Here is a 20461-nt window from a genome sequence, read left to right on the forward strand (position 1 = left end):
TATTTACTCCACCACGCCTGCCTTTTCCAGTTCGGCCACAATCTGCCTGAAAACCTCGTCGGCCGGCTGGGAGGCGTCGATAATTCTGATTCTGTCGGGAAACATTTCCCTAACCTTCATGTAACCTTCCCTGACCTTCTGATGGAATTCCAGGGCCTCGCTCTCCAGCCTGTCCTTACGCCCTCCGGTGAGCCGCCCCAGGGACACGGTGGGATCTACATCCAGCAATATCGTAAGGTCGGGCCAGCAGCTGCCGATTACCCATTTGTTGAGCTGCAGTATGCGGTTGATACCGATACCCCTGGCCCAGCCCTGGTACGCCAGGCTGGAGTCCACAAACCGGTCGCAAACCACGGTGAACCCTTCTTTAAGCGCCGGAATCACCATCCGTTCCAGAAGCTGGGCCCTGCAGGCAGCATATATAAGGGCTTCGGCCGTGTGAACCGGGCTTCCTTCAGGGTCCAGCAGCACCTTCCGCAGCTGCTCTCCCAGGGCAGTTCCCCCCGGCTCCCGGGTGGAAATCACCCTTTTACCCCGGGATTTCAGATACTGGGCTATTTTTTCGGCCTGGGTCGTCTTGCCCGCCCCGTCGGGGCCTTCGATGGTTATGAACTTGCCTTTTTTTAGATTCCTAGCCATTTTTCACCACCGTTATACAACCGTTTTTTATTCCTTGGCAGTATCCTCCTGCCCTCAGTATTTCCCGGATTACTTCAACATGCTGTTTTTCCACTATCTCTCCCGGGCACAGCAGGGGCACCCCTGGAGGATAAGGGATCACCGAATCCCTTATTATCCTGCCCGGGGCCGCATCCAGGTGTACCCTTTCTGCCGGCGAAAAAAAGGCTTCACCGGGATCCAGGGCCCTTGCGGGCAGATCAGCGGGAAAGCAAACCGGCTTTAATTTTTTCTTCCGGGCTGGAAATCTCTTTAAAGCCCTGACGAGCTTTGCCACATCGTCCCAGGTGTTTCCCCCGGTCAACAGGAAATATACGTTGGAAAAATCAGCGTATTCAGCGTATATGTTGAACCTTTCCCTCAGCACCTTTTCCACGAAAAAGCCGGTGTACCCGGCCGGCGAAACGTTGACCATCAGGCGGGAAAGGTCAACGTCGTAAACGCCTCCCCGCCCCCTGGCCTCCCGGCCCACGCAGTAAAAATGCGTTTTTTGGTTTATGAGTTTTCTCGCCCTCTCGGCGAGCTCCAGGCCCTTTTCCACCCACCACCTGCCCCGGGTTTCCATGACGGCCCTGGCCGCGTCCAGGGAGGCCATCAGGATGTAAGAGGGGCTGGTGCTCGTCAAGAGCGAAAGATACGACCGCAGCCGCTCCCGGTCGAGGCCCCGGCCTTTCAAGTGGAGCCAGGCGCTCTGGGTAAGGGAGCACAGCATTTTATGGGGGCTCTGCACCCACGCATCCACCTCGAACTCCCCCGCCGAGGAAGGGAGCCTTTTACTGAAGGCCAGGTGGGCCCCGTGGGCCTCATCCACCAGCACCTTCATGCCGCGGGCTTTGGCTTTCGACAAAATTCCGGAAAGGTTCGGGCAGAACCCCTGATAAGTCGGGTTTGTGATGAAAACCGCTTTGGCATCCGGGTGCTGCTCCAGAGCCTTCCTCCATTCCGAAAGGGGCACGCCGGTGGCAACGCCGAGTTCCCCGTCCACCTGGGGCTTCAGGTAAACGGGTTTTGCACCGGTGAGGATTACACCCATTAAGGCCGCTTTATGGCTGTTGCGGGGAAGCAGCACTTCGCCGCCCTTTTCCAGGGCTGCTCCGAGCATAGCCATCACACCCGAAGTGGAGCCGTTCACCAGAAAGAAGGACCTGTCGGCTCCGTAAAGTTCCGCAAGCAGCCTCTGGGCTTCTTCAATGGCGCCTTGCGGGTCGTGCCAGTTGTCCAGGCCCGGGATTTCCGTCATATCCCACCGGAAAAGGTTTTTCTCCATTATTACCCTCAAACGTTGGGGGAGACCCTTTCCGCCTTTATGGCCGGGCATGTGAAACCTGACCGGACCCTTGCCGGAATACGCAATCAATTTTTCGACCAGCGGCATCGACACTTTTTTCTTCATAGATATTCCCTTTTTTTAGAATATAATACCATAAATTACGCAGCCTTTAAACGGGAAAGACTAAATAAAGGTGATAACAATGGAATTCCAGTACAACTGTCCCCTTTGCAACGGCCTCATTTCCGTCCGGGAGCCATGCCCCGAGTGCGGCTGCTTAATGGAGGATTGGGGGAGGATTCAGGACTACCAGGATCCCTACCACCCCTACCTGGATATGAATACCACCGCTCCTGGTGAACAGCGCGAAAGGAAGTGCGTTCACCTCTTCAAGTGCCCGCAGTGCGGGTACGATACCAGGCTGGTGGTAAACCAGATCCTGGCCCCTTAATCTTTCTCGCTCTCCCGGATGACGGCCACCGCCGAAACTTGATCCCCTTCTTCCAGCTTCATCAGGGTCACGCCGCGGGTGTTGCGGCTCATGCTGGATATGCCCGAAACTTCCAGCCTTATCATCATTCCGGAAGCGGTGCACAGGATGATTTCATCGCCTTCTGACACCACCCTCAGTCCTACCAGTTTGCCTGTCGTATCGTTGACCCTCTGGGTGATTATCCCCCTTCCGCCCCGGGACTGAAGCCTGTACTCCTCGAGAGGGGTGCGCTTACCGAATCCCTTTTCGGTTATGACCAGCACGTCACGGCCCGCGGAGGTTACATCCATCGAAGCCACTTCGTCGCCCTCCCCCAAGGTCACGGCCTTGACGCCGCGGGCGGTGCGGCCCGTGGGGGCGACGTCTTCCACGGAAAACCTTATGCTCATTCCGTGGGACGTGCCAAGGATCAGCTCGTCCTTTACGCCCACCAGCTTTACTCCTATGAGCTCGTCGCCGGGGGTCAGGGTTATAGCTATTATACCCGTTTTGCGGGAGCTCTCGTATTCCGAGAGCAGAGTCTTCTTCACCAGACCCCTGCGGGTTACCATCACCAGATACCCGGCCTCCCTGAAGTCCTTAATCGGTATGACCGCATTCACCTTTTCATGGGGCTTTAAGGGCAGCAGGTTTATAATGGCCGTGCCCTTGGCCGTGCGCCCGGCTTCGGGGATTTCGTGGGCTTTAAGCTTATAGACGTTGCCCTTATTGGTGAAGAACAGCACCACATGGTGGGTGGTGGCAACCAATATCCGCTCTACGAAATCCTCCTCCCTGGTGGTGATGCCGTTCACGCCTTTGCCGCCCCGCTTCTGGCTTCTGTAAGAGGAAAGGGGCATGCGCTTGACGTAGCCCATGTGGGTCATGGTTATTACCACGTCTTCTTCGGGTATCAGGTCTTGTTCGTCGAAATCCTGGACTTCAGCGACTATTTTGGTCCTGCGTTCGTCGCCGAAGCGCTCCTTTATCTTTAAAAGCTCCTCCTTTATTATAGCGAATACCAGTTTCTCGTCGCCCAGCACCTTTTTGTAATAATCGATCCTTTGCAAAAGCTCCCTGTACTCGTCCTCGATCTTCTGGCGTTCCAGGGCGGTGAGCCTCTGCAGCCTCATATCCAGGATGACCTGGGCCTGTTTTTCCGTCAGTCCGAACCTTTTCATGAGCCCTTCCCTGGCCGTGGGTCCGTCTTTGGACTTTCTGATCAGAGCTATTACTTCGTCCAGGTGGCTGAGGGCGATCCTCAGACCCTCCAGTATGTGGACCCTTTCTTCCGCCCGGGCCAGTTCGTATTTCGTCCTTCTGACCACCACTTCTCGCTGGTGCCTCAGGTAATGGTATATCATGTCCCTGAGGGTCAGCACCTGGGGTTTGTTGTCCACCAGGGCCAGCATTATAGCGCCGAAGGTTACCTGCATCTGGGTGTGTTTGTACAGCTGGTTCAGGATTACGCGAGCATTGGCGTCCCTCTTCAGCTCTATGACGATCCTGAGACCGTTGCGATCGCTCTCGTCCCGGAGGTCGGAAATGCCGTCCAGGTGCTTATCGCGCACGAGTTCGGCGATTTTCTCTATGAGGCGGGCTTTATTGACCATGTATGGAATTTCCGTCACATGTATGCGCTGCCTGCCGCCTTCCATGGGTTCTATTGCAGCTTTGGCCCTGACTATTATCGAGCCGCGGCCGGTTGAGTACATCTCCCTGATGCCTTCCCTGCCCAGGATGAGACCTCCCGTGGGAAAGTCCGGCCCTTTTATGGCGGCCATCAACTCCAGGGAGGTAACATCCGGGTTTTCTATCATCATGACCACCCCGTCGATTACCTCCGAGAGGTTGTGGGGCGGGATGTTGGTAGCCATACCCACCGCTATGCCCGAAGACCCGTTTACCAGCAGGTTCGGGAAGCGGGACGGCAGCACCACCGGCTCCTTCATGGTGTCGTCGAAGTTGGGCGCAAAGTCCACGGTTTCTTTGTCTATATCGGAAAGCATCTCCAGGGCTATCCTGGAGAGCCTGGCCTCGGTGTACCTCATAGCAGCCGGGGGATCTCCGTCGATGGAGCCGAAATTGCCATGGCCGTCGATAAGGGGGTAGCGGATGGAAAAATCCTGGGCCAGCCTCACCATGGCCTCGTATATGGCCGCGTCGCCGTGGGGATGGTACTTACCCATGACGTCGCCGACGATGGTGGCTGACTTGCGGTGAGGCCTGTCCGGAGTGAGGTTGAGCTCGCTCATGGCGTAAAGGATCCTGCGGTGGATGGGCTTGAGGCCGTCCCTCACGTCCGGCAGAGCCCTGCCGACTATTACGCTCATGGCGTAGTCTATATAGGATTTTTTCATCTCGTCTTCTATGGTTACCGGCACTACCTTGCCGCCTAATTCTGACATTTACAAAACCTCCGTTAAATATCGAGATTTCTCACTTCTGCAGCGTGTTCAAAAATGAACTGCTTCCTGGGCTCCACCTTTTCTCCCATGAGTATCGTAAATATCTCGTCAGCTTCTATGGCATCCTCCAGGTTTACCTTCAGTATGGTCCTGGTCTTTGGGTTCATTGTGGTCTCCCACAGCTGGTCGGCGTTCATCTCGCCGAGACCCTTGAACCTTTTCACATCGGCCTTATCCCTGTCCTTGCCGATTTTTTCCAGAACAGCCTTCAGTTCCTCGTCACTGTAAGCATAGTATACTTCTTTGCCTTTAGCCACCTGATAGAGGGGCGGCTGGGCGATGTAGACCATACCGGCTTCTATCAGAGGCCTCATGTAACGGTAAAGGAAAGTCAGGAGCAGAGTTCTAATGTGAGCCCCGTCTACGTCGGCGTCGGCCATCAGTATTATCTTGTGGTATCTCAATTTTTCTATATCGAAATCATCGCCGATGCCGGTGCCCAGGGCGGTAATCATGGCCCTGATCTCTTCATTACCTAGGATTTTGTCCAGCCTGGCCTTTTCCACGTTGAGTATTTTTCCCCTCAGGGGAAGTATCGCCTGGAACCTGGGGTCCCGCCCCTGTTTCGCAGAACCTCCCGCCGAGTCCCCCTCCACCAGGTAGAGCTCGCAGAGGCGAGGGTCCTTTTCCCTGCAATCGGCCAGCTTGCCGGGTAGAGCGGTTTTGTCAAGCGCGTTCTTTCGCCTCACCAGTTCTCTGGCCTTGCGGGCCGCTTCCCTGGCTCTGGCGGCGCTAACAGCCTTCTCGACGATGACGCGGGCTACGGAAGGGTTTTCCTCCAGGAAGCGGTTCATGGCCTCCCCTACCACCGACTCCACGATGCTGCGCATCTCACTGTTGCCCAGCTTCGTCTTCGTCTGGCCCTCGAACTGAGGATTCACCAGCTTAACGCTGATGACGGCGGTGAGCCCTTCCCTCACATCCTCGCCGGAAAGGTTCGGATCCTGTTCCTTTAGGAGGTTTGTCTTCCTGGCGTAGTCGTTTATGCAACGGGTCAGCGCCGACTTAAACCCCACCAGGTGGGTGCCGCCCTCCTGAGTGTTTATGTTATTGGCAAAGCTCATCACGTTTTCCACATAGGAGTCGTTGTACTGGAGGGCTACTTCCACTTCCCACTCGTCCTTTTTTGAAGACCCTATGTATATGGGTTCTTCGTGGAGCACATCCTTGTTTCTGTTCAGGTACTTGACGAAGGAGACTATGCCGCCCTCGTAGTGGAAAACCTGCTCCTTGCCGGTGCGCAGGTCCTTGAGCTCTATCTTTAGTCCTTTGTTAAGGAAGGCCTGCTCCCTCAACCTCTGAGCTAGGATGTCGTAGTTGAAGCTGGTGTCCTCGAATATTTCGCCGTCGGGCATGAAGGTAATTTTCGTGCCGGTGCCCTCGGCTTCTCCGATCAATTTAACCTCGGTTACCGGTTTCCCCCGCTCATACTTCTGGTAGTACTTAAATCCATCCCTTTTTACCTCCACTTCCAGCCATTTGGAAAGGGCGTTTACCACAGAAACGCCCACCCCGTGAAGGCCTCCCGAAACTTTGTACCCGCCGGTACCGAACTTTCCTCCGGCGTGCAGCATGGTAAGAGCCACTTCCAGGGCGGGTTTCCCTACTTTGGGGTGGATCTTGACGGGGATGCCCCGGCCGTCGTCCTCCACTGTCACGGAACCGTCTTTATTGATGGAAACCACTATGTTCTTGCAGAATCCGGCCAGGGCCTCGTCGATGCTGTTGTCTACCACTTCGTAGACCAGGTGATGGAGGCCGCGGCTGTCGGTGGAGCCGATGTACATACCGGGCCTGAGCCGCACGTGCTCCAGTCCCTCCAGCACCTCTATTTTAGTTTCATCGTAAACCGTCTTTTTCTCCAATCTTGATACCTCCAAACTAGAAGCTTTGTTCGCCGATATCTTTTATGAAATTAGCCCTCTTGAGAAGGGTGATAGAGGATATTGGAGAAAAATACACCTTTTTATCGGTAACGACTATCGATTTCCCCGCGTCCTCCCCAGTAACGACAAACCCCTCCTCCCTGGCCACCTGCAGAAAATCACTGGTGTCCTTGGATTCGGTACATATCCTGTCAAGAATCATAATTATATCCCGGGTCCTGACCACCGTGTTTTTGCCTATGTGAATGAACAAGGGATTCACCTCTTTTTATCTTGAATTCCAGATCCTTCATCATGAGCTCCGCAAACTTCTGCCTGAGCTTTTCATCTTTGATGTCCGAAGTAATATTATAAACCATTTGTTTCTTTTTGTCAGGGATTTCTACTTCAATATCCTCCTGGCCGTCCTCTTTACCGCCTTCAGGCTCCCCATCTACCCGGCAAACCTGAAACCTGATGTCCTTTACCAGCGGAGGGGAAAACCGCGAATTAATCTTGTTTATTATATCCGATTTAAAAAATAAGAGCTGGTGAGCCCATATGGGACTTGCCACGCCTATAAAAAGCGTATCGCCTCTAAAAAAAACGGGTTTTGAAATTCTGGCTATCTTTTCCCCCACCATTTCCTCGTAATGCACAAAGACCATGGCTTGCCTTAACCTGCGTTCCAGCTCGGTTTTTTTAAGGGTTTTTAATAGTATATTTCTAATTTTTTCCATAAAAATCACCCCACAGTGCCGGCCCGAATCCTGTACACCCTGCCTTTTTTTAGAATATCCCCCGGGATCGCCGACAAGTCGGCGGTAGTAACGAACACCTGACAGGGTTCTTCCCCTTCCAGGATCCACCTCCTTCTGTTCACGTCCAGTTCCGACAGGGCGTCGTCCAGGAGAAGGATGGGATAAACGCCTGTGGCCTCAAAAAAGATCCGGCGTTCAGCGAACTTCAAGCTCAGGCTCAAAGTCCTCTGCTGTCCCTGGGAACCGAAGTATCTCAAATCCCTTCCTCCCAGCAGGAACTGTAAGTCATCCCTGTGCGGGCCCACCTGGGTATAACCGCTCTCCAGATCCCGCGGCAGGGATTCCCTTAGGGCTGCAAGAAACACTTCGCGGAGGGATTCGGCGGGCACATCGGCCAAAACCATGCTGCCGGCGTACCTTATATCGATCTCCCTTTCCTCCCTGGAAAAATAAAGGTAATATTTCCTAACCAGAGGAAAGAGTTTTTCTGTAAAGGCCGCTCTAGTTCTGAGTATTGCGGCGCCCAACGACGAGAGCTGCTCGTCCCAGGCGTCCAGCGCCGTAATGAGGGTCCTGTTCCTCCTGAGATCCTTCAGCAGCCTGTTCCTCTGAAAAAGTGCGCGGCTGTATTCGCTGAGATACCGGCCGTATTGGGGTTTTAACCGTGCGATGATGAGGTCCAGAAACCTCCTTCTCTCGGAGGGTCTCCCCTTAACCAGGGTCAGGTCATCGGGGGAAAAAAACACTGCGTGGATCTGCCAGTAAAGCTCCGACAGCCGGTGCCTTTCAACACCGCATTCCCTGACCTTCTTCCTGTCACCTGCTTTCAGCAGCAATTCCCTGTCGACGGGGCCGGAGGAGGTGTAAAAAACTCCCTTTAAGTAGGCCTTCGTTTTGTCCCACGCGATTAGGTCCTGCTCCCTCGTGGTTCGAACCGGCCTCAGGTTGCAAAGGAAATGTATGGCCTCCAAAAGGTTGGTCTTGCCCTGGGCGTTGTCCCCGTAAAATACGTTCAGACCCCCTGAGAACTCTACCTCTGCTTCCCGGAAGTTGCGAAAATCGAAAAGCCGTATTTTAGTAAGGTGCAAATCATTCACTCCCGCCCTTTACCACAAAGGTCTGTCCCCGAAACTCCACCGTATCCCCGGGAAACAGTTTTCTGGACCTCCTGGTCTCCACCTGGCCGTTGACCTTTACGAGGCCCTGCCTTATCATTATTTTGGCCTCGCCCCCGGTGAAAACCGCTCCCGCCCATTTCAAAAACTGGTCCAGGTTTATGGACTCCGTTTTTATAAAGACTTCCCTCAATAATCCTCACTCCTCAGCCTAACGGGCAGGATAAAGTTTATATGGTTTTCCGAATTCCGCGGCCTTATCACACAGGGACCCACTTCGCCGGCAAATTTAAGCTCTATCTCGGGCTTTTCCACGGACCTGAGGGCTTCTATAAAGAAACGGGCGTTGAAGGCAACCACCAGCTCGTCACCGCTGGTCTCGCATTGCACCTTCTCGTAAACACTGCCCATCTCGGTCTCGGCGCTGACTTCCATACGGTTATTGCCTATTCTAAATTTGACCAGGTTGTTCTTATTCCCCTCCCTGGCCACAATAAAGGCGCGCTCTATGCTGGAAAGCAGTGCATCGGTTTTGGTAACCGCGGTGATCCTGGGCTCCACCTGGACCACCTGTTCGTAATCTATGAATTTGCCCTCCAGCACGCGGGTGGCCATCACCAGGTTTTCCGTGCAGAAGACCACACGGTTTCTTCCGGTATGTATCTCAAAAGACTCTTCCCCGGCGTCCGAAAGGGCCCTGGTCAATTCAACGAGCGCTCTGCCCGGGACTATAACGCTGAAATCGGGCACTTCCGCCTCCTCCCACCGCCAGGCTATTCTGAAGCCGTCCAAGGCTACCACATGGAACCTGCCGTTTCTTGCTTCTAAAAGTTCACCGGTGAGCACCGGCCTAGAGATCGAGTCCTCAGCCCTGGCGAAGATGGTCTGCTTTACCATATTCTTAAATGTCTCTTTGGGAAATTTAAGTATGGGCTTGGTCTCCGGCGGGACTACTTCCGGAAAATCTCCGGCTTCAAGCACCGGCATGTTGAGGCGGAAATCTCCGGCTTCCACCGTGATCTGCCCCTCCTTCCGCCTGAACATTACCGGCCCCTGAGGCAGTTTCCTGGCGATGTCGGTGAAAACTTTTGTGGATATTACCGCGTCGCCTTCTTCCATAATTTGCGCAGGCAACCTGTATTCTATACCCATCTCCAGGTCCGTTGCCGAAAGCTCCAGACTACTGCCGTAAGCCGAGAATTTGATTCCTGATAGGATGGGCATGGTGGTCTTACTCGCGATAAACCTCTCGGCTGCCGAAATGCCCGACAAGAGTTGGTCCTTTTCTATAGAAAACTGCATAATTATACCCCCAAAGATAAAAATTGAATCTGTTGCCAGTGGGTATTTAACATTAGCAGTAGTAGTAGTACCACCTGTGGATATGTGGATAAATTGTGTGAATAACTTAAACCAAGGTTTTTCTCATGTGGATAACCTGTGAAAAATGTAAATAATGTTGTCCACTTATTACACAAAATTAAAGAAAAAGCCAAAGTTATCCACATATATCAACAGGATATCAATAAATTATCAATAAGTTTTTCCACACGGTCAGCTCTGAAGAATTTTTTTCTTCAGGTTTTCGATAAGAGACGAAAGCTGGGCGTCTCTTTGAATATCCCTGGATATCTTCTCACAGGCGTGTATTACAGTGGTATGGTCGCGCCCGCCGAATTCTTCCCCGATCTTCGGCAGCGAGTAGTCGGTGAGTTCCCGGCAAAGGTACATGGCCACCTGACGGGCAAAGGCCAGTTCCTTAGTGCGCTTTTTGGACTTAAAGTCTTCAATTTTTACGGAGAAATGACCGCCCACTACCTGAAGTATATCCATCACGGTGACAGTCTTGGGCTTGTTATTGGGGAGTATATCCTTCAATACGTGCTCTGCCAGGTTCAGGTCGATGGGTTTATTGGTAAGGGACGAAAAGGCCACTATCCTGATGAGGGCGCCTTCCAGTTCCCGGATGTTCGTCTCTATCTTTGTGGCGATGAAGTTAATTACGTCGTCGGGCACAGTAAGGTTTTCCATCATCGCCTTTTTCCTAAGAATTGCGATCCGCGTCTCGAAGTCCGGTGGCTGAATGTCAGTGATGAGTCCCCATTCGAAGCGGGACCTGAGGCGTTCTTCAAGGGTTGGAATTTCCTTTGGGGGGCGGTCGCTGGATATGATTATCTGCTTGTTGGCTTCATACAGGGCGTTGAAGGTATGGAAGAACTCCTCCTGGGTGCGCTCCTTCCCCGCGATGAACTGAATGTCGTCGATCAGGAGCACGTCGATGTTCCTGTATTTATTCCTGAATTCCACGTTCTTATCGTCGCGGATGGAGTTAATCAACTCATTGGTGAACTTTTCAGAAGATACGTACACTACTTTGCACGACGGGTTGTGTTGTAGTATGTAGTGACCTATGGCGTGCATCAGGTGGGTCTTGCCGAGCCCCACACCCCCGTATATAAAAAAGGGATTATAGGCCTTGGCCGGGGCCTGAGCGACGGCCAAGGAGGCGGCGTGGGCGAAGCGGTTGCTATTGCCTACGACGAAGGTGTCGAAAGTGTACTTGGAATTCAGCGTACTCTGACTTTCCTCCGCAATAGGCCTGATGTCTTTTTCAGCCGTATCTGCGGTCGAAGCCTGCTCGGTACAGGCGAGGGTGTCAATTTGAAAGAAAATACTGACACTACGGTTCAGAATTGAACCCAGTATGTCCTTCAAAAGGTTGGCGTATCTCTTCTCCAGTATACCTTTTAAAAACTCGTTGGGAACCTCGACGATAGCGATGTCGTCTTCAATGCTCACCAGTTTAGTAGGTTTTAAAAAGGTGTTGAAGGAAACATCGTTGTTGAGTTCACTGCCCAGTGTCTTCAGTACCTGCTGCCAGAGGTCGGGAAGATTATGGGTCATAGAAAAACCTCCTCAAAAGAAAAAAAAGAAAGTGACTGGCTAATAACATGATAGCAAAATACAGCAGCACATTCAATAAGAAACATATTTTCTTGACAATTATTAATATTATAGGCTATAATCTATATAGTTTTCAGTCCCGAGGGGGTGAAACGTTGAAACAGACATACCAGCCGAGAAGAAGATACAGGAAAAAAGTACACGGTTTCAGAAAGAGAATGAGAACAAAGAGCGGGAGAAATATAATAAAAAGAAGAAGACTAAAGGGTAGAAAGAGGTTAACTGCATAGGGCCGCAGCGTATAAAAAAGCGGCCTTATTCCAGATTTTTCGGAGGGCAATTGCAGGTTGAAAAAGTGCTTTAGATTAACAAAAAATTTTGAATTTATGCGTGTGTATAGAAAGGGAAGGCGATCAGGATGCCCTCTTTTTAGCATGTACGCCAAAGAAAACGATTTGGGGTACTCGAGGCTGGGAGTGTCAGTCAGTAAGAAAATAGGAAACAGCGTAGTGAGAAACAGGGTCAAGCGGCGGATAAGAGAAGCTTTCAGGACCAGTATTGAAAACATAAAGAAAGGTTACGACGTAGTGGTGTCGGTAAGGGAAGGTGCGAGGGACGCTGACTTTAACGAGATAAAAAGAAATCTAATACACCTTTTGAAAAAATTGAACCTCTGGGCTGGGAATAATTGTGATTAAAAAGGTACTCATTGCTATGATAATATTTTACCAGAAGGTAATATCGCCGCTAAAGCCGAGGACATGCAGGTTTTACCCCACCTGTTCGGAATACGCAAGGCTATCAATTGAAAAATACGGGGTCTTCCGCGGAGGAATCAAGGCTATAAGGAGGATATTAAAATGCCATCCCTTCAACCCGGGTGGCTACGATCCGGTGTAACTTCTAAAACCAGGCGGAAGAACGCCGCGTATAAATAAAAAAGAAAAAATCGTAAATAATATTGTATGCAAATTAGAGGGGGAGCGCTTGAATGGCTTTTTTAGAGAGTCTTATGAAGCAAATGCTGGATTATATATTCCTATATACAAAAAGCTACGGTATTGCCATAATTGTTTTGACAGCATTAATAAAGCTGGTTTTACTGCCTTTCAGCTTTCAACAGTTTCGATCAATGAAGAAGATGCAGGAGATAGCGCCGCTGCAGAAAAAACTCCAGGAGAAATACAAGAACGACAAGGAAAAACTCAATAGAGAATTGATGAAGCTCTACCAGGAAAACAAAGTGAACCCCATGGGAGGTTGCCTTCCGCTGCTAATACAATTCCCGTTTATAATAGCTCTCTTCAGGCTGCTACAGAACTTCAACTTCGGTCAAGCGGGCTTCCTATGGATAGCCGACCTGGGCGCCCCCGACAGGACCTTTATCCTACCTCTGCTGGCTGCGGTAACCACTTACGTGTCGTCAAAAATAGGAATGCCTCAAAATTCCGATAACCAGCAGAATACTATGAACCTGGTGATGACAGGTTTTATAGGATGGATGGCCGCCAAGTTTCCGTCGGGATTGGCACTGTACTGGGTAGTCAGCAATCTGCTGCAGATATTACAACAGGTGTTAATAATGCGCTCCCCAGCCTCTGTCAAGGAGGAAGCAAAGTAGTATGAAAACCGTGGAAAAGCAGGGAAAGACGGTAGAAGAAGCCCTGGAACTGGCGTTAAAGGAACTGAAAGCCAAGAAAGACGAAGTAGAGGTGGAAGTGCTGGAGGAGGGCAGCAGGGGGTTGTTCGGGCTGCTCTCCAAGATGGCGAGGGTTAGGGTGACCTTAAAGAAAAAGCCCGAAGAAAAAGCGGTGGAATTTCTAACCGGTCTGATGAAGATCCTGAAGCTCGACCCCGTCATGAACCTGGTGCACGAAGAAGACGGCATGTGCAGGATAGAAATAAAAGGCAAAGACATGGGCATACTTATAGGAAAGCACGGGGCAACGCTGAACGCACTCCAGTATTTGACCGGCCTTGTGGCCAATAAGGACGGTGCGGGCTACAAGAGGATAATACTGGACGTGGAAGGGTACAGGGAAAAGAGGGAAAAAGCCCTGAAGGAGCTGGCTTTAAAGATAGCAAAAAGGGTTAAGGAGACTAAAAAGAGCATTGCCCTCGAGCCAATGCCGCCCAACGAGAGAAAGATTATACATAACGCCCTCCAGGGCGACGAACGGGTGAAAACCCACAGCGAGGGCGAAGAACCCTATAGGAGAGTTATTGTTTCGCTGAAATATCCTCCTGTCAAATGACAGGAGGATATATTATAGGTGGAGGAGATTTTATGAATACGACCGGGGATACCATAGCAGCCATTTCAACGCCTCTGGGAGAAGGCGGTATCGGCATAATAAGGATAAGCGGAGAAGACTCCTTCCGTATAGCCGGCGAAATATTCCGCCCCAAAAAAAATATAGATCCTTCGGAGATGAAGCCCAGGACCATGTACCTGGGCAGTATAGTCGATCCTTCCAGCGGCGAGATAATCGATGAGGTGCTGCTGGTTAAATACAGGGCTCCCTTTACCTACACCAGGGAAAATATGGTTGAGATAAACTGTCACGGCGGGTTCACCGTTCAGCACCGGATCCTGGAAGTGGTGTTGAGCAGGGGCGCCCGGGTGGCAGAACCGGGAGAGTTTACCAAGAGGGCTTTTTTAAACGGCAGGATAGACCTTTCCCAGGCCGAGGCGGTTATAGACATCATACGGGCCAAGACCGACCGGGCGCTTAAAGTGGCTGTAAACCAGTTAAAGGGAGGTCTTTCCGACAGGATTCGGGAAGTGAGGCAGAAGATCCTCCGGATTATCGCCCATATAGAGGCCGGCATAGATTTTCCGGAGGAAGATATACCGGAAGCCGATCCCGACACAATTAGAGGTGAGATTCGGGGTATCCGGGTGGAGCTGGAGGAGCTTTTGAAAAAAGCCCAGGCGGGGAAGATAATGCGGGAAGGGTTGTCCACCGTAATCCTCGGGAGGCCCAATGTCGGTAAATCTTCGCTGCTGAATTCCCTGCTCAGGGAAAGGAGGGCTATAGTCACCGACATTCCGGGGACCACCAGGGATATAATCGAGGAGTACCTGAACATAAACGGCATACCGGTAAGGATCGTCGATACAGCAGGGATCAGGGAGACCCGCGACGCTGTTGAGAAGATCGGCGTTGAAAGGGCTCTGGAGACGCTGAAGGATGCGGAACTGGTGCTGTTGATGTTCGACGCATCCGAGGAGTTGAAGAAAGAAGACCGCGAGATAATGGAATTGGTGAAGGATAAATTCGTAATAGTGGTAATCAACAAATCCGATCTGCCCGAGAAACTGAATGCGGATGAGGTAAAATCGGCTTTTCCTGGAAAGCCGGTGATAAGGGTATCGGCTCTACAGGAAAAAGGTATAGAGGAGCTGAAGGAAGCCATATACAGGGCGGTCACCGAGGAGATAGGTCCCGTCGATGAAGGCGTAATAGTAACAAGGGCAAGGCACAGCCAGGCTGTAAAGAACGCCGTGGAGGCGCTGGAAAGAACCGAAAGCGCGCTGTCGGCCGGAATTCCCATGGAGATGGTGGCCATGGAAGTGAGGGAAGCATGGGAGCAACTGGGCGAGATAACCGGGGATACGGTGCGGGAAGATGTAGTCAACGCCATTTTTGAAAACTTCTGCATAGGCAAATGAGGGTGATAAGAATGGAGTACACCGCGGGATATTACGATGTGGCAGTGGTAGGAGCCGGGCACGCCGGTTGCGAAGCCGCCCTGGCTGCGGCCCGCCTGGGGTTGAGGACCGTGGTTTTTGCAATAAATTTGGACAGCATCGCACTGATGCCGTGCAATCCATCCATCGGCGGGCCGGCAAAGGGGCACCTGGTGCGCGAAATAGACGCCCTCGGCGGAGAAATGGCGAAAAATATAGATAAGACTCTAATACAGATGCGGCTCCTGAATACGAAAAAAGGGCCCGCTGTGAGGGCTTTGAGGGCACAGGCCGACAAAAAGGCATACCAGCTTTCCATGAAGTACACCCTGGAGAGGCAGGAAAACCTCGATATTGTACAGGGCGAAGTGGTAAAGATCCTGGTAGAGGGCAGACGGGTGAAGGGCGTGGTCACCAGGACGGGAGGGGTGTACTATGCGCGGGCGGTAATTTTGACGACGGGAGTGTACCTGAGAGGCAGGATAATCATAGGCGACGTGAGCTACAGCGGAGGCCCCAACGGGCTTTTTCCCGCCGCCGAGCTCTCAAAATGCCTTGAAGCGCTGGGTTTCGAGCTGGGAAGATTCAAAACAGGCACGCCTCCCCGGGTACACAGGGATTCCATTGATTATTCGAAGATGATTGAACAACCGGGAGACGAGGTAATTATCCCCTTCTCCTATGAAACCGAATCTATAAAAAGGCCGCAGATTTCGTGCTGGCTGACCTACACCAACGAGAAGACCCACGAGATAATCAGGAAGAACCTCTACAGGGCACCGCTTTATAAAGGAGATATAAAAGGGGTCGGCCCCAGGTACTGCCCCAGCATAGAAGTGAAAATAGTCAACTTCCCCGAAAAGGAATCCCACCAGGTGTTCGTGGAGCCGGAGGGCGAAAAAACCTGCGAAATGTACCTGCAGGGCGTTTCAACAAGCCTGCCCGAAGACGTGCAGGTGGAGCTTTTGAGGACCATAAAGGGCTTGGAGAACGTGAAGATGATGCGGCCGGGATACGCCATCGAATACGACTACGTGATACCAACCCAGCTGAAACTGACGCTGGAGACCAAGGAAATCAAGGGCCTTTATATGGCCGGCCAGATAAACGGCACATCCGGTTACGAAGAAGCCGCAGCCCAGGGGCTGATCGCCGGCATAAACGCTGCTTTAAAGCTGAAGGAAAGGGAGCCTTTGATACTCGAAAGGTCCGACGCCTATATAGGCGTGCTGATAGACGACCTGGTGACGAAGGGCACCGACGAACCATACCGCATGCTCACATCCAGGGCGGAATACAGGCTGCTTTTAAGGCACGATAACGCCGATTTGCGGCTGACGGAAATAGGTTACAGGATAGGGCTTATCAGCGAAGAAAGATACGAGAGATTTCTGAAAAAAAAGAATATGATCGAGGAAGAAATAGAAAGGCTGCGCTCCACGAAAATTACGCCTACCGCCGAAGTTAACAGGGCGCTGGAGGAAATAGGTTCAGCACCTCTGGCTACGCCGGCTACCCTGGAAGACCTTTTAAAGCGACCGGAGATTGATTACACGGCGCTGAAAGCCCTGGACCCGGAAAGACCGGAACTTCCCCAGGAAGTTATAGAACAGGTGGAGATCATGACGGCGTACGACGGGTATATAAAGCGCCAGATGAAACAGGTGGAAAGTTTCAAGAAGATGGAAAACAAGCGCATCCCCCATGACTTGGATTATGATAAAATTTACGGGCTCCGGACCGAAGCAAGAGAAAAGCTGAAAAAGATACGGCCGGCTTCTATCGGTCAGGCTTCCAGGATTTCCGGCGTGAACCCCGCCGACATAACCATTCTCCTGGTGTACCTGGAATCGGAAAAAAGAAGGCGGGAAAAATGAGCGGTAATTTTGTAGATAGACTCATGAGGCTGGCGGGGGAATGCGGGATAGAAATAGACCGGGAAAAGGCGGAATTACTCGGGAATTTTAAAGATGAAGTGGTGGAATGGAACAACAAGATGAACCTTACAGCCCTGGTGGAAGAGGAGCAATTTATAAAAAAGCACATCATCGACTCTCTCATGATTTTAAAAAATATAGACTTTCACCAGGGGACGAAGCTGGTAGACGTGGGCACCGGGGCCGGATTTCCGGGTATACCGGTGAAGATAATGAGGCAGGACTTAGAAGTGCTGCTCATGGACTCCAGCAGAAAAAAAACGGAGTTTCTAAAATATGCCGTGAAAAAGCTGGGGTTAAAAAGAACAGATGTTCTGTGTGCGCGGGCGGAAGAGGCCGCAAGGAACATCGGTTACCGGGAAAAATACGACGCTGCCGTTTCCCGGGCCGTATCGGCTCTCAATACGTTAGTGGAACTATGCCTGCCCCTGGTAAAGGTAGAAGGCGTATTCGTCGCTATGAAAGGTGAAGATCCGGAACCGGAAATCGAAGAGGCCGGCGGCGCCGTAGCCGTCCTGGGCGGCAGGATAAGGGATGTGATACCATATGAGCTGCCGGGGGGTTTGCGAAGGCACCTAATTGTTGTGGAAAAAATTCAAGAGACTCCTGAGAAATTTCCCCGGCGGCCCGGGATACCTGAAAAGAGGCCGTTGTTTATGAAAAAATTTCCATAAAAAAGAAGGAGATTAAACGAACTACATAGAATAATAAAATTAAAAACAAGAACGAGGCGGTGGTAATCTGTGTGGGGGGACAAAAGGAGTGAAGTAATCAGTATCCCGGTAGATGCCATCAAGCCCAACCCGTATCAGCCCAGGAAAAATTTCGACGACGAATCGCTGAGAGAGCTGACCGATTCGATAAAGGTATACGGAGTACTCCAGCCGATAGTGGTGAGGCGTGTAGGAAAAAACGGGTACGAACTGATAGCCGGCGAGAGAAGGTGGAGGGCCTGCCAGAAGGCGGGTCTAAAGGAGATACCTGCGATTGTCCGCGATGCCAAAGAAACCGAGACGGCAATTATGGCACTGATAGAGAACCTGCAGAGGGAAAATCTGAGCTTTTTGGAGGAAGCCGAAGGGTACAGGCAGTTGATGTACGAGCACGGACTCACCCAGGAGCAGCTGGCGGAGAAGCTGGGCAAGAGCCAGTCCACCATAGCCAATAAGATCAGGCTCCTGAAGATGCCGGAAGATATTTTAAAAATTATTTCCCAGGAAAATTTGACCGAAAGGCACGCCAGGGCCCTGCTGAAGCTGCCCGATGAGAAAATGCAGAGAGATGTCCTGAAAAAGGTGATTGAAAAGGGACTGAACGTGCGACAGACCGAGGAGCTGGTGGACAAGACCCTTGAGAGAATACAGGTGAAAGAAAATGAAACAAGGCGGAAGAAAAATTTAAAGATAGCCATAAAGGACATAAGGATTTTTGTAAATTCGGTAAAGAAGCTGGTAAACTCCATCAAGGAGACCGGGTTCAAGGCCGATTACAAAGAATTTGACAGAGGCGATTATATAGAAGTGGTGGTTCAGATCCCAAAAAGGTGATGAACCATTTTTTTTATCGCTAATAGAAGGAAAAAGTGACTAAAAAAAGAAATGATAATAATATGCGCCGTAAGCTAGTGAGGTGAAAACGATTTGCGGGAGTGGTAAAATGTCCAGGATAATAGCTATAGCAAATCAAAAGGGCGGGGTCGGAAAGACGACTACAGCAGTAAACCTGGGCGCATGCCTTGCAGCTCTTGGAAAGCGTGTACTGCTGGTGGATATAGACCCGCAGGGCAATACCACCAGCGGCATAGGCGTGGACAAGACCGGGGTGGGTAGATCGATATACAACGTCCTGATCAACGAGGAGAGCATAAAGGAGAACATCGTCAAGACCGGTTACGACAACCTGTACCTCCTGCCGTCCAACATACAGCTGGCGGGGGCGGAAATAGAGCTGGTGATGGCCATATCGCGAGAATACAAATTGAAATATGCCCTGGAGGAAGTAAAGGAAGAATACGATTTCGTATTGATCGACTGCCCCCCATCCCTGGGGCTGCTTACACTAAACGCCCTAACGGCCGCCGACACGGTACTGGTGCCCATCCAGTGCGAGTACTATGCCCTGGAAGGATTGGGGCAGTTGATGAACACCATCAGTCTGGTTAAAAAGCACCTGAACAAAGAGCTGGATGTGGAGGGCGTCCTGCTGACAATGTTTGACGCCAGGACAAACCTTTCAATACAGGTAGTGGAAGAGGTAAAAAAATTTTTTAAGGACAAAGTGTACAGGACAATAATTCCGAGAAACGTCAGGTTGAGCGAAGCTCCCAGCCACGGCAAACCGATTATAGTTTACGATTCCAGATCAAAAGGGGCCGAGGTGTATATGGAATTGGCCAGGGAGGTGTTGGGAATTGAGTAAAAAGGGGCTGGGAAAAGGGCTCGGGGCCCTGATACCCATGTTAGAAGAAAAGACCGGCGAAAAAAACATTCAGGAGATCAACCTGAACGAAATACGGCCCAATGAGCACCAGCCGAGGAAGGCTTTCGATGATGAAAAATTGAGTGAGCTGGCGGCTTCAATCAGGGAGCACGGCATCCTTCAACCGGTAATACTTAGAAAGGTGAAGAACGGCTATGAAATCGTGGCCGGCGAGAGGCGCTGGAGAGCGGCAAAGATGGCGGGCATCGATAAGATACCGGCAGTGGTGAAGGAACTGACCGATGCCGAAGTAATGCAGATCGCCCTGATAGAGAACCTGCAGAGGGAGGACCTGAATCCCCTGGAAGAAGCGGCGGCATACAAAAGGCTTATGGAAGAATTCGGAATGACCCAGGAAGAGCTGGCGATGAGAATCGGCAAAAGCAGATCCCAGATAGCAAACATTGTGAGGCTCCTGAACCTGGAGCCGGAAATCCAGCGAATGATTAACGAAGGACGCCTTACAGCAGGACACGCCAGGGCACTGCTGGCCATTGAGGATCCTCGCGAAAGAATAAAAATAGCCAGGAGGATCACGGAAGAGAATATATCTGTAAGGGAAACGGAAGAAATAGCAAAGACAGTGTCGTTAAAAACAGGCAAGAAGGTTCAAAAAGGAAGAGGAGAAGAGATAAATCCTGCTCTTTTGCATGTGGGCGAACAACTCCAGAAGATCCTGGGTACAAAAGTTAGGGTAAAAGGAAGCGAGAGAAGGGGGAAGATCGAAATAGAATTTTACTCCGAAGACGAACTGGAGAGGATTCTGGAAATTATAATGGGTTCTTAAATCTTCCTCCTAAAAGGATAATGTTTCACGTG

At 51.3% G+C, this 20461-nt stretch carries 22 protein-coding genes; 12 read left to right on the plus strand and 10 right to left on the minus strand.

Features of this window, described 5'->3' with window-relative positions; genetic code table 11:
• Nucleotides 1–3: 3 nt before the first annotated feature.
• Nucleotides 4–639 (minus strand): dTMP kinase, encoded by a 636-nt coding sequence (tmk, locus tag LZ11_RS03415; RefSeq protein ID WP_148866510.1) that lies wholly within the window; start codon nucleotides 637–639, stop codon nucleotides 4–6.
• Nucleotides 632–2071, minus strand: a complete 1440-nt coding sequence (locus tag LZ11_RS03420) for an aminotransferase class I/II-fold pyridoxal phosphate-dependent enzyme (protein ID WP_148866511.1) — start codon at nucleotides 2069–2071, stop codon at nucleotides 632–634. The genes tmk and LZ11_RS03420 overlap by 8 nt, the downstream gene beginning before the upstream one ends.
• 79 nt (nucleotides 2072–2150) lie before the next feature.
• Here LZ11_RS03420 and LZ11_RS03425 point away from each other — a divergent pair, with 79 nt between their 5' ends.
• Nucleotides 2151–2399 (plus strand): hypothetical protein, encoded by a 249-nt coding sequence (locus LZ11_RS03425; protein ID WP_148866512.1) that lies wholly within the window; start codon nucleotides 2151–2153, stop codon nucleotides 2397–2399.
• On the opposite strand, the gene gyrA is transcribed toward LZ11_RS03425, so the two are convergent.
• The 8 genes from gyrA to dnaA all read right to left on the minus strand — a co-directional run bounded on the left by gyrA (nucleotide 2396) and on the right by dnaA (nucleotide 11533).
• Nucleotides 2396–4828: a DNA gyrase subunit A gene (gene gyrA / locus LZ11_RS03430; RefSeq protein WP_148866513.1), complete on the minus strand. Its 2433-nt coding sequence runs from the start codon at nucleotides 4826–4828 to the stop codon at nucleotides 2396–2398. The genes LZ11_RS03425 and gyrA overlap by 4 nt on opposite strands.
• A 14-nt stretch (nucleotides 4829–4842) precedes the next feature.
• A complete protein-coding gene (gene gyrB / locus LZ11_RS03435) occupies nucleotides 4843–6753 on the minus strand; it encodes a DNA topoisomerase (ATP-hydrolyzing) subunit B (RefSeq protein ID WP_148866514.1) in 1911 nt (636 codons plus the stop codon).
• Between the two features lie 16 nt (nucleotides 6754–6769).
• Nucleotides 6770–6976: an extracellular matrix regulator RemB gene (gene remB, locus LZ11_RS03440; RefSeq protein WP_246110693.1), complete on the minus strand. Its 207-nt coding sequence runs from the start codon at nucleotides 6974–6976 to the stop codon at nucleotides 6770–6772.
• Nucleotides 6966–7493: a DciA family protein gene (locus LZ11_RS03445; RefSeq protein WP_148866516.1), complete on the minus strand. Its 528-nt coding sequence runs from the start codon at nucleotides 7491–7493 to the stop codon at nucleotides 6966–6968. The genes remB and LZ11_RS03445 overlap by 11 nt, the downstream gene beginning before the upstream one ends.
• Before the next feature lie 5 nt (nucleotides 7494–7498).
• Complete coding sequence (gene recF / locus LZ11_RS03450; protein WP_170240271.1) at nucleotides 7499–8602, minus strand: DNA replication/repair protein RecF; 1104 nt, start codon at nucleotides 8600–8602, stop codon at nucleotides 7499–7501.
• A gap of 1 nt (nucleotide 8603) precedes the next feature.
• On the minus strand, nucleotides 8604–8822 hold the full coding sequence (locus LZ11_RS03455) for an RNA-binding S4 domain-containing protein (RefSeq protein WP_148866518.1): 219 nt from the start codon (nucleotides 8820–8822) through the stop codon (nucleotides 8604–8606).
• On the minus strand, nucleotides 8819–9931 hold the full coding sequence (gene dnaN / locus LZ11_RS03460; protein ID WP_148866519.1) for a DNA polymerase III subunit beta: 1113 nt from the start codon (nucleotides 9929–9931) through the stop codon (nucleotides 8819–8821). The genes LZ11_RS03455 and dnaN overlap by 4 nt, the downstream gene beginning before the upstream one ends.
• A gap of 252 nt (nucleotides 9932–10183) precedes the next feature.
• Nucleotides 10184–11533 (minus strand): chromosomal replication initiator protein DnaA, encoded by a 1350-nt coding sequence (dnaA, locus tag LZ11_RS03465; protein ID WP_148866520.1) that lies wholly within the window; start codon nucleotides 11531–11533, stop codon nucleotides 10184–10186.
• A gap of 155 nt (nucleotides 11534–11688) precedes the next feature.
• Here dnaA and rpmH point away from each other — a divergent pair, with 155 nt between their 5' ends.
• The 11 genes from rpmH to LZ11_RS03520 all read left to right on the plus strand — a co-directional run bounded on the left by rpmH (nucleotide 11689) and on the right by LZ11_RS03520 (nucleotide 20429).
• Nucleotides 11689–11823: a 50S ribosomal protein L34 gene (gene rpmH / locus LZ11_RS03470; RefSeq protein ID WP_148866521.1), complete on the plus strand. Its 135-nt coding sequence runs from the start codon at nucleotides 11689–11691 to the stop codon at nucleotides 11821–11823.
• Nucleotides 11824–11880: 57 nt separating this feature from the next.
• On the plus strand, nucleotides 11881–12231 hold the full coding sequence (gene rnpA, locus LZ11_RS03475) for a ribonuclease P protein component (protein WP_148866522.1): 351 nt from the start codon (nucleotides 11881–11883) through the stop codon (nucleotides 12229–12231).
• Nucleotides 12227–12433 (plus strand): membrane protein insertion efficiency factor YidD, encoded by a 207-nt coding sequence (gene yidD / locus LZ11_RS03480; RefSeq protein WP_148866591.1) that lies wholly within the window; start codon nucleotides 12227–12229, stop codon nucleotides 12431–12433. The genes rnpA and yidD overlap by 5 nt, the downstream gene beginning before the upstream one ends.
• A 91-nt stretch (nucleotides 12434–12524) precedes the next feature.
• The gene (locus tag LZ11_RS03485; RefSeq protein WP_148866523.1) at nucleotides 12525–13154 is read left to right on the plus strand and encodes a YidC/Oxa1 family membrane protein insertase; all 630 of its coding nucleotides are present in this window, start codon (nucleotides 12525–12527) and stop codon (nucleotides 13152–13154) included.
• Nucleotide 13155: 1 nt separating this feature from the next.
• Nucleotides 13156–13788, plus strand: coding sequence for an RNA-binding cell elongation regulator Jag/EloR (jag, locus tag LZ11_RS03490; protein WP_148866524.1), 633 nt, complete (start codon nucleotides 13156–13158; stop codon nucleotides 13786–13788).
• 32 nt (nucleotides 13789–13820) lie between these two features.
• A complete protein-coding gene (mnmE, locus tag LZ11_RS03495; protein WP_148866525.1) occupies nucleotides 13821–15209 on the plus strand; it encodes a tRNA uridine-5-carboxymethylaminomethyl(34) synthesis GTPase MnmE in 1389 nt (462 codons plus the stop codon).
• An 11-nt stretch (nucleotides 15210–15220) separates the two neighbouring features.
• Complete coding sequence (gene mnmG / locus LZ11_RS03500; RefSeq protein ID WP_148866526.1) at nucleotides 15221–17104, plus strand: tRNA uridine-5-carboxymethylaminomethyl(34) synthesis enzyme MnmG; 1884 nt, start codon at nucleotides 15221–15223, stop codon at nucleotides 17102–17104.
• Entirely contained in the window at nucleotides 17101–17838 is a 738-nt protein-coding gene (rsmG, locus tag LZ11_RS03505; RefSeq protein ID WP_148866527.1) for a 16S rRNA (guanine(527)-N(7))-methyltransferase RsmG, read from the plus strand. The genes mnmG and rsmG overlap by 4 nt, the downstream gene beginning before the upstream one ends.
• A 69-nt stretch (nucleotides 17839–17907) precedes the next feature.
• On the plus strand, nucleotides 17908–18711 hold the full coding sequence (gene noc / locus LZ11_RS03510; protein ID WP_148866528.1) for a nucleoid occlusion protein: 804 nt from the start codon (nucleotides 17908–17910) through the stop codon (nucleotides 18709–18711).
• Between the two features lie 109 nt (nucleotides 18712–18820).
• On the plus strand, nucleotides 18821–19582 hold the full coding sequence (locus LZ11_RS03515) for a ParA family protein (RefSeq protein WP_148866529.1): 762 nt from the start codon (nucleotides 18821–18823) through the stop codon (nucleotides 19580–19582).
• On the plus strand, nucleotides 19575–20429 hold the full coding sequence (locus tag LZ11_RS03520) for a ParB/RepB/Spo0J family partition protein (RefSeq protein WP_148866530.1): 855 nt from the start codon (nucleotides 19575–19577) through the stop codon (nucleotides 20427–20429). The genes LZ11_RS03515 and LZ11_RS03520 overlap by 8 nt, the downstream gene beginning before the upstream one ends.
• Nucleotides 20430–20461 lie beyond the last annotated feature (32 nt).

The sequence above is a fragment of the Thermosediminibacter litoriperuensis genome (assembly GCF_008124715.1).
GTDB lineage: Bacteria > Bacillota > Thermosediminibacteria > Thermosediminibacterales > Thermosediminibacteraceae > Thermosediminibacter > Thermosediminibacter litoriperuensis.

Excerpts from the sequence above, each read along its gene's own strand:
- tmk (WP_148866510.1), bottom strand. The coding sequence starts at position 639 with ATGGCTAGGAATCTAAAAAAAGGCAAGTTCATAACCATCGAAGGCCCC.
- LZ11_RS03420 (WP_148866511.1), bottom strand. The coding sequence starts at position 2,071 with ATGAAGAAAAAAGTGTCGATGCCGCTGGTCGAAAAATTGATTGCGTAT.
- LZ11_RS03425 (WP_148866512.1), top strand. The coding sequence starts at position 2,151 with ATGGAATTCCAGTACAACTGTCCCCTTTGCAACGGCCTCATTTCCGTC.
- gyrA (WP_148866513.1), bottom strand. The coding sequence starts at position 4,828 with ATGTCAGAATTAGGCGGCAAGGTAGTGCCGGTAACCATAGAAGACGAG.
- remB (WP_246110693.1), bottom strand. The coding sequence starts at position 6,976 with ATGATTCTTGACAGGATATGTACCGAATCCAAGGACACCAGTGATTTT.
- LZ11_RS03445 (WP_148866516.1), bottom strand. The coding sequence starts at position 7,493 with ATGGAAAAAATTAGAAATATACTATTAAAAACCCTTAAAAAAACCGAG.
- dnaN (WP_148866519.1), bottom strand. The coding sequence starts at position 9,931 with ATGCAGTTTTCTATAGAAAAGGACCAACTCTTGTCGGGCATTTCGGCA.
- dnaA (WP_148866520.1), bottom strand. The coding sequence starts at position 11,533 with ATGACCCATAATCTTCCCGACCTCTGGCAGCAGGTACTGAAGACACTG.
- LZ11_RS03485 (WP_148866523.1), top strand. The coding sequence starts at position 12,525 with ATGGCTTTTTTAGAGAGTCTTATGAAGCAAATGCTGGATTATATATTC.
- jag (WP_148866524.1), top strand. The coding sequence starts at position 13,156 with ATGAAAACCGTGGAAAAGCAGGGAAAGACGGTAGAAGAAGCCCTGGAA.
- mnmE (WP_148866525.1), top strand. The coding sequence starts at position 13,821 with ATGAATACGACCGGGGATACCATAGCAGCCATTTCAACGCCTCTGGGA.
- mnmG (WP_148866526.1), top strand. The coding sequence starts at position 15,221 with ATGGAGTACACCGCGGGATATTACGATGTGGCAGTGGTAGGAGCCGGG.
- rsmG (WP_148866527.1), top strand. The coding sequence starts at position 17,101 with ATGAGCGGTAATTTTGTAGATAGACTCATGAGGCTGGCGGGGGAATGC.
- LZ11_RS03515 (WP_148866529.1), top strand. The coding sequence starts at position 18,821 with ATGTCCAGGATAATAGCTATAGCAAATCAAAAGGGCGGGGTCGGAAAG.